General features: G+C 60.4%; 15 protein-coding genes. 12 read left to right on the top strand and 3 right to left on the bottom strand.

Features of this window, described 5'->3' with window-relative positions; genetic code table 11:
• Positions 1-16: 16 nt before the first annotated feature.
• Complete coding sequence (locus tag ACQZ60_RS00160; protein WP_059762461.1) at positions 17-1,282, top strand: lytic murein transglycosylase; 1,266 nt, start codon at positions 17-19, stop codon at positions 1,280-1,282.
• A gap of 21 nt (positions 1,283-1,303) precedes the next feature.
• Here ACQZ60_RS00160 and ACQZ60_RS00155 read toward each other — a convergent pair whose 3' ends face one another.
• A complete protein-coding gene (locus ACQZ60_RS00155; protein WP_003524308.1) occupies positions 1,304-2,932 on the bottom strand; it encodes an MFS transporter in 1,629 nt (542 codons plus the stop codon).
• 287 nt (positions 2,933-3,219) lie between these two features.
• Here ACQZ60_RS00155 and rimP point away from each other — a divergent pair, with 287 nt between their 5' ends.
• From rimP to ACQZ60_RS00105, 10 genes are all read left to right on the top strand, one after another.
• On the top strand, positions 3,220-3,816 hold the full coding sequence (gene rimP / locus ACQZ60_RS00150; RefSeq protein WP_003507173.1) for a ribosome maturation factor RimP: 597 nt from the start codon (positions 3,220-3,222) through the stop codon (positions 3,814-3,816).
• A 63-nt stretch (positions 3,817-3,879) separates the two neighbouring features.
• The gene (gene nusA, locus ACQZ60_RS00145; RefSeq protein ID WP_035260381.1) at positions 3,880-5,496 is read left to right on the top strand and encodes a transcription termination factor NusA; all 1,617 of its coding nucleotides are present in this window, start codon (positions 3,880-3,882) and stop codon (positions 5,494-5,496) included.
• Positions 5,493-6,194, top strand: coding sequence for an RNA-binding protein (locus tag ACQZ60_RS00140; protein ID WP_035260379.1), 702 nt, complete (start codon positions 5,493-5,495; stop codon positions 6,192-6,194). Before nusA ends, ACQZ60_RS00140 begins: the two co-directional genes overlap by 4 nt.
• Positions 6,195-6,296: 102 nt before the next feature.
• Positions 6,297-9,035, top strand: coding sequence for a translation initiation factor IF-2 (gene infB / locus ACQZ60_RS00135; protein WP_448734577.1), 2,739 nt, complete (start codon positions 6,297-6,299; stop codon positions 9,033-9,035).
• Positions 9,036-9,038: 3 nt separating this feature from the next.
• The gene (locus tag ACQZ60_RS00130) at positions 9,039-9,470 is read left to right on the top strand and encodes a hypothetical protein (protein ID WP_020812678.1); all 432 of its coding nucleotides are present in this window, start codon (positions 9,039-9,041) and stop codon (positions 9,468-9,470) included.
• A gap of 1 nt (position 9,471) precedes the next feature.
• Positions 9,472-9,888 (top strand): 30S ribosome-binding factor RbfA, encoded by a 417-nt coding sequence (gene rbfA / locus ACQZ60_RS00125; protein WP_020812679.1) that lies wholly within the window; start codon positions 9,472-9,474, stop codon positions 9,886-9,888.
• A 3-nt stretch (positions 9,889-9,891) separates the two neighbouring features.
• Complete coding sequence (gene truB / locus ACQZ60_RS00120) at positions 9,892-10,839, top strand: tRNA pseudouridine(55) synthase TruB (protein ID WP_020812680.1); 948 nt, start codon at positions 9,892-9,894, stop codon at positions 10,837-10,839.
• Between the two features lie 163 nt (positions 10,840-11,002).
• Positions 11,003-11,272, top strand: a complete 270-nt coding sequence (gene rpsO, locus ACQZ60_RS00115) for a 30S ribosomal protein S15 (RefSeq protein ID WP_004439050.1) — start codon at positions 11,003-11,005, stop codon at positions 11,270-11,272.
• Between the two features lie 276 nt (positions 11,273-11,548).
• Positions 11,549-13,696: a polyribonucleotide nucleotidyltransferase gene (gene pnp, locus ACQZ60_RS00110; RefSeq protein ID WP_020812681.1), complete on the top strand. Its 2,148-nt coding sequence runs from the start codon at positions 11,549-11,551 to the stop codon at positions 13,694-13,696.
• Positions 13,697-13,830: 134 nt separating this feature from the next.
• Positions 13,831-14,847 carry a class I SAM-dependent methyltransferase gene (locus tag ACQZ60_RS00105; protein ID WP_020812682.1) on the top strand — a complete coding sequence of 339 codons (1,017 nt, stop codon included), beginning with the start codon at positions 13,831-13,833 and terminating at the stop codon, positions 14,845-14,847.
• Positions 14,848-14,864: 17 nt separating this feature from the next.
• On the opposite strand, the gene ACQZ60_RS00100 is transcribed toward ACQZ60_RS00105, so the two are convergent.
• Positions 14,865-15,809 (bottom strand): AEC family transporter, encoded by a 945-nt coding sequence (locus ACQZ60_RS00100; protein WP_448734576.1) that lies wholly within the window; start codon positions 15,807-15,809, stop codon positions 14,865-14,867.
• A gap of 478 nt (positions 15,810-16,287) precedes the next feature.
• Between ACQZ60_RS00100 and ACQZ60_RS00095 the strand changes: the two genes are divergently transcribed.
• Positions 16,288-17,280 (top strand): adenosine kinase, encoded by a 993-nt coding sequence (locus tag ACQZ60_RS00095; protein ID WP_448734575.1) that lies wholly within the window; start codon positions 16,288-16,290, stop codon positions 17,278-17,280.
• Here ACQZ60_RS00095 and ACQZ60_RS00090 read toward each other — a convergent pair.
• Positions 17,273-17,806, bottom strand: coding sequence for an SH3 domain-containing protein (locus ACQZ60_RS00090; RefSeq protein ID WP_026363850.1), 534 nt, complete (start codon positions 17,804-17,806; stop codon positions 17,273-17,275). The two genes, ACQZ60_RS00095 and ACQZ60_RS00090, sit on opposite strands and share 8 nt — an antisense overlap.
• Positions 17,807-17,869 lie beyond the last annotated feature (63 nt).

The raw sequence follows: 17,869 nt of genomic DNA, 5'->3' as shown, positions 1-17,869 counted from the left end.
TCAAAGAGGAGACCGAATGCGAAACCATTTTGCCCCGAAGGCACTGGCTGCACTTCTTTCCGTTTTTTCAGCCACGCCGGCCTTGGCGCAATCGGCACCGACAGGAGCAGCGGCAGCCCGATATGACGCTGAATTTAATGCCTGGCTGAAAAAGGAAATCTGGCCGGAAGCCCGCAAGGCCGGCATTTCGCAAAAGACGCTTGAAGCTACGCTCAGCGGTCTGTCCATCAGCTGGAACCTGCCCGATCTTGTCATTCCCGGCCAGAAGCCACCGAAGGAACAGAGCCAGAGTCAGGCGGAATTCTCCTCGCCCGGTGCCTATTTCTCCGAAAAGCGGCTGCAGGGGCTTGCCGGCACCGGTCGTTCACTTGCCGCCACCCATGCGGCGACGCTGCGCAGAATCGAGGCGAAATACGGTGTGCCCGGTGATATCGTCGTTGCGATATGGGGCCGCGAATCCGGTTTCGGCAGGGCGAAACTGCCGCATTCCGTGGTCAATGTGCTGGCGACGAAAGCCTATATGTCGACCCGCAAGGAGATGTTCCGCGCCGAGCTGATCGATGCGCTGAAGATCGTCGAAAGCGGTGATATCGCAGCCTCGCGCATGATGGGCTCCTGGGCCGGCGCGCTCGGCCAGCCGCAATTCATGCCGTCGAGCTATCTCAAATATGCCGTGGATTTCGATGGCGACGGCCATCGCGATATCTGGAATTCCGTACCGGACGCGCTGGCATCCATAGCGAACTACCTTTCCCAGCGCGGCTGGCAGCGCAATCGCGACTGGGGCTTCGAAGTCTCGATCCCCGCCAATGTCTCCTGCGCGCAGGAAGGCCCTGATCTTGCCCGGCCGGTAGCCGACTGGGCGAAGATGGGCATTACCCGCATTTCCGGAAAAGCCTTTCCGGCCAACGACCTATCCGCCGATGGCATGATGCTGGTGCCGGCCGGACGGCACGGGCCGGAATTCGTGGTAACGCCAAATTTCTACGTCATCAAGGAATATAACAATTCCGATCTCTATGCGCTGTTCATCGGCAATCTCGCCGACCGCATCGCCCATGGGGCGGGCCCGTTCAAGGGTGAATGGGGCAATGTCGGATCGATGCTGCGCTCGGATGTTCTCGCCATGCAGAAGGCACTGGTGGCCAAGGGTTACGATGTCGGCAAGGCGGACGGGTTGGCGGGCTTCAAGACGCGCCGCTCACTCGGCGACTGGCAGGCGAAAAACGGTCTTGCGCCTACATGTTTTCCGGATGCGACGCTGAAGGCGAAGCTGAGATAATCCGCTTTTAGCCCTCGCCTCTCAATGCTGATCGGTGTGGGGCTTATGAAAAATATCGTCGGTCGGCGGAATGGTCTGCCGCTCGATCATCCGGTGCACGCGCGGCCGTGTCTTGCCGCGGTGAAGCTCGAGCAGCCGATCCCAGGCCTCCGCATCCGCCTGGGTGCGGCGGTGGTTGTGGCGGACATATTCCACCCAGGTCGGCACATGGTAACTTTCGGTCCAGATGTCGGGGTTTTCCAGATCGCGCATCAGGTTCCAGTTGCGGGCACCATCCCGGATGCGGATACGGCGGCGCTCGGCCATCAGCGGCAGGAATTCGCCGAGGTCCTCGTCGTGAATTTCATAGTCGATGAGGATGGCGATGGGGCCGCTGCGCGGCTTGATATCCAGCCTCAGCGGCGGTTCCACGAAGCGGTTGAGCGGATCGAGATTGAGCGAAGCGAAGGCCGGCATGGCGAGCTTGAGACCGACGACGACGCCGAGCAGCATCAGTGCGCACGAACAGAGCAGCGAATAGGAAATACCGTAATCTTCCGCCAGCTCGCCCCACAGCCAACTGCCGACCGCAATGCCGCCGAAGGTGAGCGTCTGGTAGAGCGAGAGCGCTCGGCCTACCACCCAGCGCGGGGTTGAGAGCTGGACGATGGTGTTGAAGAGCGACAGCGCCAGAACCCAGCAGGCGCCGGCAACGGTCAGAACCAGCGAGGTGACGATCGCACTGGTGCTGACCGCCGTTACGCCAGCGCTGAAGGCGAAGCCCAGAAATGCGACGCGCACGATCCATTCGCTGGACAGGACCTCGCGCAATCTGGCGCTGATCAGCGCACCGCCAATGGCGCCGACGCCGAAGGCGCCCAGCATGACGCCATAGGTCAGAGGGCCGCCTTCGACGAGATCGCGGGCGACGATGGGCATCAAGGCAAGGATGGCGCTGGCGGAAAGGCCGAAAAGGAAGCCGCGCACCAGCACCTTGCCGATGTTGGGCGACATCGCCACATAACGCATGCCGGCCGAAATGGCGGCCAGAAGCTGCTCGCGCGGCAGGGTCGAGGCGTATTTGGGCGGCTGCCAGCGAAACAGGGCGTAGATCAGCGTGAAGTAGCTCAGCGCATTCACGAAAAACGCGGCAGCGGCGCCGGCAGCCGCGACGATGATGCCGCCGATCGCCGGGCCGACACTGCGGGTGATGTTGAAGCCAACGCTGTTCAGCGTCACGGCGGCCGGCAAATCCTCGCGCGGCACCATTTCGCCGACGGAGGCCTGCCAGGACGGGTTGTTGAGCGCCGTGCCGCAGCCGATCATGAAGGTGAAGAAGAGCAGAAGCCACGGCGTGAGCCAGCCGGACCAGGCGAACACCGTCAGCAGCACGGAGGCCGTCAGCATCAAAAGCTGCGCCGAAATCATGATGCGGCGGCGGTCGAAACTATCGGCCAGCGCGCCTGAAATCAGCGAGAACAGCATGATCGGCAAAGAGGTGGAGGCCTGCACCAGCGCGATCATGTTTTCCGAACTTGAGAGCGACGTCATCATCCACGCGGCGCCCACCGCCTGGATCAGTCCGCCGAAATTCGAGGCAAGGCTGGCGATCCAGATTCGTCTGTAAGTCAAATGCCTTAAAGGCGCGAGTGGCGATTTACGGTCAGGCACGCTCTGTCCACTTGATGCAACTGCGATTTGTCAAACGGCAACTATAGACAGTGCCGGCAATCATGCCAGCCTTTCCGACATGGTAAGGGTGAAAATGTGGCCGGAGCCGTCACTGTAACGCAGACGCCCGCGAAAACCTTGCAATCCTGCCCCGATGGGTCTATATGACCCCTGAAATTCTTGATCGCTTGATGAAGAGTGGGGCCGCAAGGCTCCGCTCTTTTTCGTTAGGCGAACCGGAAACCACGGGCTGAGAGCCCGGTGAAAATCAAAGACCGGAAGGCCAGATGGCAGACACCGCACAAGAACCGCGACTGATAACCGAAACGGGCATCGACCAGCGTATCGCCGAGATTATCGAGCCTGTTTTGACGGGCATGGGCTATCTTCTGGTGCGCGTGCGGCTCTCCAACCAGAACGGCATGACGCTGCAGGTGATGGCCGAGCGTGAAGACGGCACCATGACCGTTCAGGACTGCGAAGCCATTTCGATGGCGATTTCACCGGTTCTTGATGTGGAAGATCCGGTCGATAAAGCGTATCATCTCGAAGTTTCCTCGCCCGGCATCGACCGGCCGATGGTTCGCAAATCGGATTTCACCCGCTGGCAGGGTCATCTGGTGAAGGTCGAAACCTCCATTCTGGTCGAAAACCGCAAGCGGTTTCGCGGCAAGATCGTCGAGGTTAATGCCGATGGCTTCAAGCTGGAACGCGACCAGATCGCCTATGGCGAAGAGCCGACCGTCATCATTCCGTTCAGCGCGCTTTCCGATGCGAAGCTCATTCTGACGGACGACCTTATTCGTGATGCGCTGCGGGCAGACAAGGCGGCAAAGGCCGCCGCCGCAAACCAGAACGACGAAAACGAAGCAGACGAAGACTAATTCCAACGTAAAGCCCGAAAAACGGGCGATCAACGCAATTATGCGACTTACGGAGATAGAAAAATGGCAGTGAGTGCTAACCGGCTTGAGCTTCTGCAGATCGCCGATGCTGTGGCGCGCGAAAAGGTCATCGACCGCGAAATCGTGCTTGCCGCAATGGCCGACGCTATCCAGAAAGCCGCCCGCTCGCGCTATGGTTCGGAAACCAACATCCGCGCCGACATCAACTCCAAGACCGGCGAAATCCGCCTGCAGCGTCTTCTGGAAGTGGTCGAGGCGGCTGAGGACTATTCGACCCAGATCCCGCTCGAACTTGCCCGCGACCGCAACCCCGACGCCAAGCTCGGCGACTTCATCGCCGACCCGCTGCCGCCGATGGATTTCGGCCGCATCGCCGCCCAGTCCGCCAAGCAGGTGATCGTACAGAAGGTGCGCGAAGCCGAACGCGACCGCCAGTATGACGAATTCAAGGATCGCATCGGCGAAATCGTCAACGGCACCGTCAAGCGCGTCGAATATGGCAATGTCATCGTCGATCTCGGCCGTGGCGAAGGCATCATCCGTCGTGACGAGATGATCCCGCGTGAAAACATGCGTTACGGTGACCGCGTGCGCGCTTACGTCTACGACGTTCGCCGCGAGCAGCGCGGCCCGCAGATTTTCCTGTCGCGTACCCATCCGCAGTTCATGGTGAAGCTCTTCACCATGGAAGTTCCGGAAATTTACGACGGCATCATCCAGATCAAGTCGGTTGCCCGTGACCCGGGTTCGCGCGCCAAGATCGCCGTTATTTCGAATGACTCATCGATCGATCCGGTCGGCGCCTGCGTCGGTATGCGCGGTTCGCGCGTTCAGGCCGTCGTCGGCGAATTGCAGGGCGAAAAGATCGACATCATTCCGTGGAGCCAGGAGCCGGCATCCTTCATCGTCAACGCCCTGCAGCCCGCCGAAGTGGCCAAGGTGGTTCTGGACGAAGAATCCGAGCGCATCGAAGTGGTTGTTCCCGACGAGCAGCTTTCGCTCGCCATCGGCCGCCGCGGCCAGAACGTGCGTCTGGCATCGCAGCTGACCGGCTGGGATATCGACATCATGACCGAGCAGGAAGAATCCGAGCGCCGCCAGAAGGAATTCAACGAGCGTACGGCACTCTTCATGGACGCCCTCGACGTCGACGAGATGGTCGGCCAGGTTCTGGCTTCCGAAGGCTTCGCGCAGGTCGAAGAACTTGCCTATGTCGATCTCGACGAAATTTCGTCGATTGACGGTTTCGACGAAGACACCGCCGATGAAATCCAGACCCGCGCCCGCGAATATCTGGAGCGCCTGGAAGCCGAAATGGACGCCAAGCGCAAGGAACTCGGTGTTACCGACGAGCTTCGCCAGATCGACGGCCTGACCTCGCAGATGATGGTTGCGCTGGGTGAAGACGGTATCAAGACCATCGAGGACTTTGCCGGTTGCGCGGCGGACGATCTGGTCGGCTGGAGCGAGCGCAAGGACGGCGAGACGAAGAAGTTCGAAGGCATCTTCTCCAAGCTCGACGTATCGCGCGTCGAGGCTGAAAACATGGTTGTGCAGGCCCGTCTTCTGGCAGGCTGGATCACGGCCGAGGAGCTGGCTTCCGAAGAGGAAACCGATGCGGAAGCTGCCGAGGAGGCGGATACCGCCGAACAGGAATGACATCGCAGGCGCATGAGCCGGACGAGCTGCCCGAGACGGATGACGACGGGCGGCTCCAAGGCGACGTCAATGGACGTATGTGCATTGTGACACGGCAAAGCGGATCGCCGGATGAGCTGATCCGCTTCGTCGCAGGGCCGGACGGCAGCGTCGTTCCGGATCTGAAACGCCAATTGCCGGGGCGCGGCTGCTGGGTAACACCCGAGCGCGCCCTGATCGAGAAAGCCATTGCGAAGAAGCTTTTCGCGCGGGCACTCAAACGCGACGTCAAGGCCGGACCGGAGCTTCTTGCTCTTCTCGACCGGCTGATGGCGCAGCAGCTTGCCGGAATGATGAACATGGCGCGCAAGGCGGGCCAGTTCATCAGCGGCGCGATGAAGGTCGATGCCGCCGTCCGGTCCGGGAACGCGATTGCCGTGTTCCACGCGACCGATGCTGCGGCAGATGGCGTGAGAAAACTGGATCAGGCCCGCAAAGCCTGGGCGCTCGGCAGCGATGCCGGCAATGAAATTCCGTCCTTCCGGCTCTTCAGCGGCGCCGAAATGGACGAGTTGATGGGCCAGAATGCTTTTATCCATGCCTGCGCGCTTGCAGGGCAGGCGGGTGAGGGTGTAGTGAAGCGCGCAACGATGCTTGAGCAGTACCGCCTTGGCGGTCGATCTCAGGCGGAACGCGACGCTGCCCGGACAGAACAATGACGCGGTTGCCCGAGATGAACGGTCGCCGCGTTCCGATGCAGCAATTGAACGACGAGACCTGATGAACGTCATCCGGTTCTCGTCCGAAGGAACGGGAACGGAATGACCGACAACAACGACGACAAGACACTTAACGCGCCTGCCAAGAAGACTCTCACCCTCAAGCCGGGCGGGATGAATCAGGGCACCGTGCGGCAGGATATGGGTCGAGGTCGCACGAACGCGGTTGTCGTGGAAACACGCAAGCGCCGCCCCATGCGTCCTGAAGACGAGAAGCAGGTTCATTCGGTTGCAGCGCCCGCTCCGAAGCCGGCCGCCCCTGCCCCCGCGGCAGCACCGCGTCCACAGGCACCGCAGCAGCGCATCCACCAGCCCAGCGGCCAGCAGCAGCGTCCGGGTTCCTCCCAGCCGCAGCAGCGTCCCGGCTCGTCCGCACCGCAGCAGCGCCAGCCTGAGCGTCCGCGCGGCAACGTCCTGCACGACCTGTCGGCAGGCGAGATGGAAGCCCGCCGCCGTGCGCTGATGGAAGCACAGGCCCGCGACGTGATCGAAGCCAAGCAGCGTGCTGAAGACGAGGCGCGCCGCAAGGTGGAAGAAGAGCGCCGCATCGCCGCCGAAAAGGAAGAGGCCGCACGCCGCGCCGCCGAAGAGGCCGCAGCCGCCAAGGTGGCCGCAAGCCAGCCTGCCGTGGAAGCAAAGCCGGAACCTGTCGATGAAAAGCCGGCTGCCGCCGCTCAGCCGGCGCCGCGCGCCGAGGCTCGTCCTCAGCCCGCCGCTGCCGCCCCTGCCCGCGCAACTCCCGAAACCGCCGCTCCGCGCGGACGCCGTACCGATGGCGACGACGAGGATGATCGCGGTGCACGCCGTGGCAACTTGCCGGTTCGTGGCAAGGTCGCCGCGCCTGCACCGGCAAAGCCGGCTGCCCGTCTGAAGACGGAAGAAGAACGCCGTCGCGGCAAGCTGACCGTCACCTCGTCCAACCTGGATGAAGACGGCACGCCGCGCGGACGCTCCATGGCATCCATGCGCCGCCGCCAGGAAAAATTCCGCCGCAGCCAGATGCAGGAGACCCGTGAAAAGGTCATGCGCGAAGTGATCCTCCCGGAAACCATCACCATTCAGGAACTGTCGCAGCGCATGTCCGAACGCGCCGTCGACGTCATCAAGTTCCTGATGAAGGAAGGCCAGATGATGAAGCCGGGCGACGTGATCGACGCCGATCTGGCGGAACTGATCGCGGTTGAATTCGGCCACACCGTCAAGCGCGTTTCCGAATCCGACGTGGAAGAAGGCATCTTCAACCAGGCAGACGACGAAGGCGAAATGCTGCCGCGTCCGCCGGTTGTCACGATCATGGGCCACGTCGACCACGGCAAGACCTCGCTGCTCGACGCCATCCGTCAGGCGAATGTGGTCGCAGGCGAAGCCGGTGGCATCACCCAGCATATCGGTGCTTATCAGGTCGAAAAGAACGGCCAGAAGATCACCTTCATCGACACCCCCGGCCACGCCGCCTTCACGGCCATGCGTGCCCGCGGTGCGCAGGCGACGGATATCGCCGTTCTGGTGGTCGCCGCAGACGACAGCGTGATGCCGCAGACGATCGAGTCCATCAACCATGCCAAGGCGGCCGGTGTTCCGATCGTCGTTGCGATCAACAAGATCGACAAGCACGAGGCAAACCCCGAAAAGGTTCGCCAGCAGCTCCTGCAGCACGAAGTGTTCGTGGAATCCATGGGCGGTGAAGTGCTTGACGTGGAAGTCTCCGCCAAGAAGCAGCTTGGTCTCGACAAACTGCTTGAAGCGATCCTGCTGCAGGCTGAAATTCTCGACCTCAAGGCAGATCCGAACCGTACCGCAGAAGGTACCGTCATCGAAGCGGAACTCGACCGCGGCCGTGGTGCCGTCGCCACAGTTCTCGTGCAGAAGGGTACGCTGAAGCCTGGTCAGATCATCGTGGCCGGCGACCAGTGGGGCCGCGTTCGCGCCCTCGTCAACGACAAGGGTGAACACGTCAAGGAAGCCGGTCCGGCCATGCCTGTCGAGATTCTCGGTCTTTCCGGTACGCCGTCTGCCGGTGACCGTTTCGCGGTTGTCGAAAACGAAAGCCGTGCTCGCGAGATTTCCGAGTACCGCCAGCGTCTGGCACGCGACAAGGCTGTCGCACGTCAGACGGGCCAGCGCGGTTCGCTGGAACAGATGATGAGCCAGTTGCAGACTTCGGGAATGAAGGAATTCCCGCTGGTCATCAAGGCAGACGTGCAGGGTTCGGTCGAAGCCATTATCGCTTCGCTCGACAAGCTCGGCACCGACGAAGTCCGCGCTCGTATCGTTCACTCGGGTGCTGGCGCCATCACGGAATCGGATATCTCGCTTGCCGAGGCATCCAACGCCGCGATCATCGGCTTCAACGTTCGCGCCAACGCACAGGCACGTACGGCTTCCGAACGCGCCGGCATCGAGATCCGCTACTACAACATCATCTACGATCTGGTGGATGACGTGAAGGCGGCGATGTCGGGCCTGCTTTCGCCGGAACGTCGCGAGACCTTCCTCGGCAACGCGGAAATCCTCGAAGTGTTCAACATCACCAAGGTCGGCAAGGTCGCGGGTTGCCGCGTCGTCGAAGGCAAGGTGGAACGTGGTGCGGGTGTGCGTCTGGTACGCGACAACGTCGTCATCCACGAAGGCAAGCTCAAGACCCTCAAGCGCTTCAAGGACGAAGTGGCAGAAGTGCCGGTCGGTCAGGAATGCGGTATGGCCTTCGAAAACTACGAAGACATCCGCGCCGGCGACACCATCGAGTGCTTCCGCGTCGAGCACATCACGAGAACGCTCTAAGCCATGCTGGCTTATGGCCTGAAAACGAAATGGACGGCGGCTCTGCTCGCCGTCTGTTTTCTTTTCGCGCACCCTGCTATTGCGGAAGTTTGCGACAAAGCAGGATGGGAACCAGAGGACGGCGTCGTTACCCTGTCTTCTGAGATAATAAGCGGGATAATTAGGTCGACCTTGGCGACTCTGCTGATCGCTCTGGGAGCATATAAGCGCTGGTTCTGGCTTGTTTGGTCCATGATGCTATATTTGCTGCTGGGGCTAATGGTTACGCTTTACGAGCCTCTTCTTGGAGATCCAAACGATCCATATATTGAAGCCATGATAAGAGAAGGCTGTCTGCACTCGTTATCGTGGATCATCATTACAGCCTCATTAAGCGTCCCGCTCCTTATCGGAACTGCAATTGTGCTTCAACGAACAACAAAAAGCCTGAGATAAAATGGCAAAAGCTACATCATCGGCCCCTTCGCAACGCATGCTGCGTGTTGGCGAACAGGTGCGCGCCGCCCTGACACAAATTCTCCAGCGCGGTGAAATCCGCGACGATCTGATCGAAAGCACCGTCATTTCCATTTCGGAAGTGCGCATGTCGCCCGATCTCAAGATCGCCACCGCCTACGTGACGCCGCTCGGCGTTGCCGACCACACCGATATCATCAGCGCCCTGAACCGCCATGCAAAATACATGCGCGGCCGTCTCGGCCCGCAGCTTCGGCAGATGAAATACATGCCGGAACTGCGTTTCCGCGACGATACGAGTTTCGACAACTACCAGAAGATCGACGCACTCCTGCGGTCACCGGAGGTGCAGCGCGATCTTGGACCTTCGAACGAAAAAGACGACGAACAGAACTGAAGCATGTCCAAACCACGCAAACAGCAGAACCGCAAACCCAAGGGCCGTCCGATTTCCGGTTGGCTCATTCTCGACAAGCCGCTGGATTTCGGCTCCACCGAGGCCGTTTCCAAGATCAAGTGGCTGTTCAATGCCCAGAAGGCGGGCCATGCCGGCACGCTCGATCCGCTTGCTTCCGGCATGCTGCCGATCGCGCTTGGCGACGCCACCAAGACCGTCCCCTATGTCATGGACGGCCGGAAGATTTACGAGTTTACCGTGACCTGGGGTGAGCAGCGCTCGACCGACGATCTGGAAGGCGAGGTGGTCGATTCCTCCGAGCAGCGCCCGGACGAACAGGCAATCCGCGATCTTCTGCCCAATTACACTGGCGTTATCATGCAGACGCCGCCGCAATTTTCGGCCATCAAGATCGCTGGCGAGCGCGCCTACGATCTGGCGCGCGACGGCGAGACGGTGGAAATTCCCGCGCGCGAGGTGGAAATCCATCGCCTGACGCTGCTTGCCTGTCCGGACGCCAATACCGCACATTTCGAAGTGGAATGCGGCAAGGGCACCTATGTGCGGGCGCTGGCGCGCGACATGGGCCGCGATCTCGGCTGTTTCGGCCATATTTCGGAACTGCGCCGCACCATGGTCGCCCCCTTCGGCGAAGACATGATGGTGCCCCTCGAAACCTTGACGGCACTGGAAGCCGTGGAGGATCGCGACGAGCGACTGGAGGCGCTGGATGCCTTCCTGATCGACACGGCCGAGGCGCTTTCCGCCCTTCCCCGCCTCATCATCAACGACGACCAGGCGCACCGGCTGAAGATGGGCAACCCCATCCTGCTGCGCGGGCGCGATGCACCGGCCAACCATCCGGAAGCCTATGCCACCGCGCATGGCAAGCTCGTCGCCATCGGCGAAATCGGCGAAGGCGAATTCCGGCCGAAGCGTGTTTTCGGCTAAGTCAAGGCTCAAGAGGCGCTGTCAATCGCCTCTTTCAATTGCACCCGGAATAGTTTATAGGCAGCGCCAGCTTGGGCTTTGCCTATGCTGCTGAATGGCCAGAGCTGGACGACATCCCGGCTTTAGGCGTCCCATTTTTCCTTAAAACAGAAAGGATCGTCCGATGTCGATTACTGCAGAGCGCAAAGCCGCCCTCATCAAGGAATATGCCACGAAGGAAGGCGACACCGGTTCGCCGGAAGTTCAGGTCGCAATCCTCACCGAGCGGATCAACAACCTGACCGGTCACTTCAAGGACCACAAGAAGGACAACCACTCCCGTCGTGGCCTTTTGACGCTGGTTTCGAGCCGTCGTTCGCTTCTCGACTATCTGAAGAAGAAGGACGAAGCCCGTTACACCAAGCTGATCGGTGCTCTCGGCATTCGCCGCTAATAACTTCTCCGGCGGGTTTCGCAACGATGCCCGCCGGTTTTTATATCCGGCCTTTGAGGCCACAGAAATTTCCGGGCGTTCGCCGCAAATGTGGCCCCGGACGATAAGGGTGACCCGGATGGGCCGGTGCCGCCTTTTTCAACCGCAGACCTGTCATGGGGCAGGATTGCCGGATGCTTCTTTGGGAAGCCTCCCGCTGTCTTGCCCGTGATTGAGTCACAGCGCTGCTTCCGCCGGTACGACGCCGGGGCGGGCAGCCACAACCAAGGACAAGATATGTTCAATCAACACTCCGTGGAAATCGAATGGGCAGGCCGCCCGCTGAAGCTCGAGACCGGCAAGGTTGCCCGTCAAGCTGACGGCGCCGTCATCGCAACCTACGGCGAGACGATGGTTCTCGCGACCGTGGTTTCCGCAAAGTCTCCGAAGCCGGGCCAGGACTTCTTCCCGCTGACCGTCAACTATCAGGAAAAGACCTACGCAGCCGGCAAGATCCCCGGCGGTTACTTCAAGCGCGAAGGCCGTCCGAGCGAAAACGAAACGCTGGTTTCACGCCTGATCGACCGTCCGATCCGCCCGCTTTTCCCGGAAGGCTACAAGAACGACACGCAGGTCGTCGTCACCGTCATCCAGCACGATCTGGAAAACAACCCCGACATTCTGTCGATGGTCGCCACTTCGGCAGCGCTGACCCTTTCCGGCATTCCGTTCATGGGTCCGATCGGCGGCGCACGCGTTGGCTACATCAACGGTGAATACGTTCTGAACCCGCATCTGGACGAGATGGAAGAATCCACACTCGACCTGGTTGTCGCCGGTACGTCCGACGCCGTTCTGATGGTTGAATCCGAAGCCAAGGAACTCAACGAAGACGTCATGCTCGGCGCCGTTATGTTCGGCCACAAGGGCTTCCAGCCGGTTATCGACGCGATCATCAAGCTCGCCGAAGTTGCCGCCAAGGAACCCCGCGAATTCGAACCGGAAGATTTCTCCGCGCTCGAAAACGAAATGCTGGCGCTCGCCGAAGCCGAACTGCGCGACGCCTACAAGATCACCGAAAAGGCAGCCCGCTACGCCGCCGTCGACGCCGTAAAGGCAAAGGTGAAGGCACATTTCCTGCCGGAAGAAGGCGAAGCCAAGTACACGCCGGAAGAAATCGGCGCTGTCTTCAAGCACCTTCAGGCGAAGATCGTTCGCTGGAACGTTCTCGACACCAAGAGCCGTATCGATGGCCGCGACCTGTCGACCGTTCGTCCGATCATCTCGGAAGTCGGCCTGCTGCCGCGCACGCACGGTTCGGCACTCTTCACCCGCGGTGAAACCCAGGCAATCGTTGTTGCGACCCTCGGCACCGGCGAAGACGAGCAGTATGTCGACAGCCTCACCGGCATGTACAAGGAACGCTTCCTGCTGCACTACAACTTCCCGCCCTACTCGGTCGGCGAAACAGGCCGCATGGGTTCCCCGGGCCGTCGCGAAATCGGTCACGGCAAGCTCGCATGGCGCGCTATCCGCCCGATGCTGCCGACTGCGGAACAGTTCCCCTACACGCTACGCGTCGTTTCCGAAATCACCGAGTCCAACGGCTCCTCGTCGATGGCAACCGTTTGCGGCACCTCGCTCGCACTGATGGACGCCGGCGTTCCGCTGGCCAAGCCGGTTGCCGGTATCGCCATGGGCCTCATCCTTGAAGGCGAGCGCTTTGCGGTTCTCTCCGACATCCTCGGTGACGAAGATCACCTCGGCGACATGGACTTCAAGGTTGCGGGTACGGCCGACGGCATCACCTCGCTGCAGATGGACATCAAGATCGCCGGTATCACCGAAGAGATCATGAAGATCGCTCTGGAGCAGGCTCAGGGTGGCCGCAAGCACATCCTCGGCGAAATGGCCAACGCCATCACCGAGAGCCGCAGCCAGCTCGGCGAATTTGCACCGCGCATCGAAGTGATGAACATTCCGGTCGACAAGATCCGTGAAGTCATCGGTTCCGGCGGCAAGGTCATTCGCGAAATCGTTGAAAAGACCGGCGCGAAGATCAACATCGAAGACGACGGCACCGTCAAGATCGCTTCTTCTTCCGGCAAGGAAATCGAAGCGGCCCGCAAGTGGATCCACTCCATCGTTGCGGAACCGGAAGTCGGCCAGATCTACGAAGGCACGGTTGTGAAGACCGCTGACTTCGGCGCTTTCGTCAACTTCTTCGGCGCCCGTGACGGCCTCGTCCACATCTCGCAGCTCGCTTCCGAGCGTGTCGCCAAGACCTCTGACGTCGTCAAGGAAGGCGACAAGGTCTGGGTCAAGCTGATGGGCTTCGACGAGCGTGGCAAGGTTCGCCTGTCCATGAAGGTTATCGACCAGGCAACCGGCAAGGAAGTCGCTGCCGACAAGAAGAAGGAAGACGGCGAAGCCGCTGCCGAATAAGGCCGCGCCGCCAGACCCTATCGAGGCGCGGGTTTTGCCCGCGCCTTTTTTTCGTTTTGTTATCGTTTGTCTTTTCGGAAAAACCGGTTTCCACTTTTCCCTGACAAACTCCACCCTACCTCGAGGACGCTCCCATGAGCCGTGACGCCGTGAAAACCCTTTTCCATCCCTTTGCCTCGGACATGCTTTCCATGCCGAAAGAGGGCGAACGCGTTCTGTTTCTGGGAGCGGAAGCAGGTCCCCGGCTGGATGGTTTTGACGCGGAGATCGTCGCGGTTCAGCATCTACGGCCGCTTTATCGTGCTCTGCAGGCTCAGGGCGCTGAGGTGACACCGGATATTTCGGGCGAGGACTACGATGCGGCGCTGCTGCTCTGCGGCAAACATCGCGGCGAGAATGAAAACCGCGTCGCCGAAGCGCTTTCGCGCGTGAAGGCGGGCGGCCTGATCGTCGCGGCCGGATCGAAGGAAGACGGTATCGTGACGCTGCGCAAGACGCTGGCAAAGCTTGGCATCGAAGCGGAATCGACGCCGAAGTATCACGGCGTCGCCCTCTGGTTCAAACGGCCGGACGATGTTGCAGCCGTCGTATCGAAGCTTGCTCAAAAGCCCGTCACGGTCGAAGGCCGCTTCACCGCCCTGCCCGGCATGTTCTCCCATGACCGCGTGGACGACGGCTCGGAACTGCTCGCATCGCGCCTGCCCACAGATTTTGACGGCAATGCCGCCGATTTCGGCGCGGGCTGGGGTTATCTCTCCGTCATGCTGGCCGAGAAATCGCCGCGCACGGCCCGTATCGATCTGTTCGAGGCGGACTGGAATGCGCTGGAATTCGCCAAGACCAATCTTCTCGAAAACAATCCGCGGCTGACGGCGCGCTTCTTCTGGCAGGATCTGGCAAACGAGCCGCCGAAGGAAAAATACGATCTCATCATCATGAACCCGCCTTTCCATGCGGCGGGACAGGCAGCAGAACCTGCTCTCGGGCAGGCTTTCATCAAGGCTGCCGCCGGCGCGCTGCGCAGCGGCGGCAAGCTGCTGATGGTCGCCAATCGTGGCATGCCCTATGAGCCGGTGCTCGCGGCGGAGTTCCGCACCAGCACTGAGGTGTGCCGCAACGCCCGCTTCAAGATTCTGAGCGCCCAGAAATAATCAACTCGGCAAAATAATCAGCTCAGCAGCCATGCCCACAGCGACACGGAAAGAACGCCTGTCGCCGTGGAAATGCTGATGGTGGAGGCCGCAACGCTGTGGCCGATGCCAAAGCGGTTGGCGATCAGCCAGGCATTCACGCCCGTCGGCACGGAAGATGTGAGCACAAGCGCTGCCGTCCATTCCCGGCTGAGGCCGAGAAAGTGACCCATGGCCCAGACACAGGCCGGGAAAAACAGCAGCTTGAATACCGTCATGGTGACGGCAATGCCGAGATTGCCGCGAATGGTGTATTTCGTCAGCGCCATGCCGAGCGAGATAAGCGCCGCCGGCCCCGCCATGGAGGCGATCTGATCGACCACGGTTTTCAGGATGGGCGTCAGCGCCACGCCGGAAACATTGGTCGAAAGCCCGATGAACAGGCCGATCACCAAAGGATTGGTGATGAGGTTGCGGCCCACCTGCTTGAAGACCGCCGCCATGCTTCGCTTTTCCCCGCCGACCGCCTTGTGCGTGGCGTTTTCCATCAGGATCGTGCCGGCGATCATCATAACCGGCAAGTGGATGGCCAGCAGAATGGAAAGAGCCACCAGCCCTTCATCCCCGACGGAGCGCCCGACCAGCGGCAGGCCAATGAAGATATTATTTGCAAAGGCCGAGGAAATGCCGGCAATGACGGCGATGCGGACATCCTGCTTGAAGACGTAACGGGTGACGATATGCCCGACCGTCCAGGTGACGGCTACGCCGGCAAAATAAGTAATCCAGAGCCGGAAGGGCGATGCGCCGTGAAAATTCGCTTCCGCAAGTGTGCGGAAGATCAAGGTCGGTACGGCGATCTTGAACACGAAGTCGCTGAGGATATCGCCGGCATCGGCCCTGAACAGGCCAGTCTTGACCGTAAGCCAGCCGATCAGGATGAGAATGAAAATCGGGGCGACATTCGCGGCAACGGCAGACATGGAGGGAAAGCTTTCGCGGCTTTTGCGGGAGATACTCCGCTTTAGAGCCTTTTCCACGGGAATGGAATCGCGAAAACGCTCCCACTGTTTGTTTTCGCCAAATGGCGCCCAAGAAGGAGAAGGCCAGTGAGCCGCTTCGGGCAGAAAGCTCATCTTGGCCTGTAAAATCCGCAAGGCCGAGCGTTGCCCAAAAAGAAAAAGCGGGGTCTCCCCCGCCTTTTATGTCCGTTATATGCCGCCAGTACATCCGTGGCGGAGATAACGGTTGAGCCAGAAGACCATCATGTCTTCCATTCCGGTATGCATTCACACACCTTTTGCTCTGACAAATGAAATAGCTTAACCACATTACAGGCAGATGACGCGTTTTCGCTCCTCGTGGAGAACCGCATATTTTCTGTTTGGGCTTTTCTTGCCGCCAGAAATGTTTAAGACCTTTCGAAAAATACGCACACACCGTGCGAAACGGATAGGGCCTATGACGAAATTCGACGTACTGACTGTCGGCAATGCCATCGTCGACATCATTTCCCGCTGCGACGATCGCTTTCTCAACGACAATGCCATTACCAAAGGCGCGATGAACCTCATCGATGCGGAACGGGCCGAGTTGCTTTACTCGCTGATGGGACCGGCTCTCGAAGCCTCCGGCGGCAGCGCTGGTAACACGGCGGCGGGTGTGGCCAATTTCGGCGGCAAGGCCGCCTATTTCGGCAAGGTGGCTGAAGACCAGCTCGGCGAAATCTTCCAGCACGATATCCGCGCGCAGGGCGTCTATTTCGAAACCAAGCCGGAAGGCACCTTCCCGCCGACCGCGCGTTCGATGATCTTCGTGACCGAAGATGGTGAGCGTTCGATGAACACCTATCTCGGCGCCTGCGTCGATCTCGGTCCTGAAGACGTGGAAGAAGACGTGGTGGCGGATACGAAAGTCACCTACTTCGAGGGTTACCTTTGGGACCCGCCGCGCGCCAAGGACGCTATTCGCGAATGCGCCCGCATTGCCCATGAAAACGGCCGCGAAGTCTCCATGACGCTGTCCGACAGCTTCTGCGTTGGCCGCTATCGTGACGAATTCCTCGACCTGATGCGTTCGGGTACTGTGGACATTGTTTTCGCCAACAAGCAGGAAGCGCTTTCGCTTTACGAAACCGACGATTTCGAGCTTGCGCTGACCAAAATCGCTGCCGACTGCAAGATCGCAGCGGTGACGATGAGCGAGGAAGGCGCCGTCATCCTGCGCGGCATGGAACGTGTGAAGGTCAAAGCCTATCCGGTGCATGACGTGGTGGACACGACGGGCGCCGGCGATCTTTTCGCTGCGGGCTTTCTGTTCGGTTATACGCAGGACCGGTCGCTTGAAGATTGCGGCAAGCTCGGCTGCCTTGCCGCTGCCGCCGTCATTCAGCAGGTCGGGCCGCGCCCGATGTCATCGCTCAAGGCGCTTGGCGAGAAGCACGGCCTTATTTAAAGGCTTCACCGGGGTAAGCACCCCAGATTTCGCCCTGCGAAACCCAGCCCGAGGCCTGGCCGGCCTCGGCGCGGCACCAGTCGCCATTACATTCGCCGATCCTGAAGACGACGCCCGGCTCAAGCCGTGCCACGACGGAAGCGCCCGACTGCGCCTCGCGGCGCATGTTCACGTAAACTTCCTTGCCCTTGCCACGCATCCACGGAGCCGCAACGGCCGTGCGTTCACCGGAAAGCAGAGCCTGATTGACCCAGCCTTCTGTCCCGTCGGCATCGCGGATGCGCCGCCAGTTTTCATATTCCTGAATGATTTCCACCGGCATTCCCGATTTCAGATACATCCATGACACGGCATAATCCGTGCTCGGCCCGATGCGCATGTTGACGCGCTTGGATTTCAGGCTGACAAAACGCGGCAGCGGCAGGCCGCTTGCGCCTTTGGCGGCACCCTGCGCCATGGCGTCGGTTGCCGCACCGAGGAGGCCCAAAGACAATGCAATGCAAACGATAGAAACCACACTGCGCATGCCCATTTCCGTTTCCCGCCTTCTGCAAACCGGATGATATTTAAGGAGGCTCGCTTCCACATG

This window comes from Agrobacterium sp. 22-223-1 (assembly GCF_053522385.1).
This window is presented reverse-complemented; position numbering and strand designations above follow the sequence as displayed.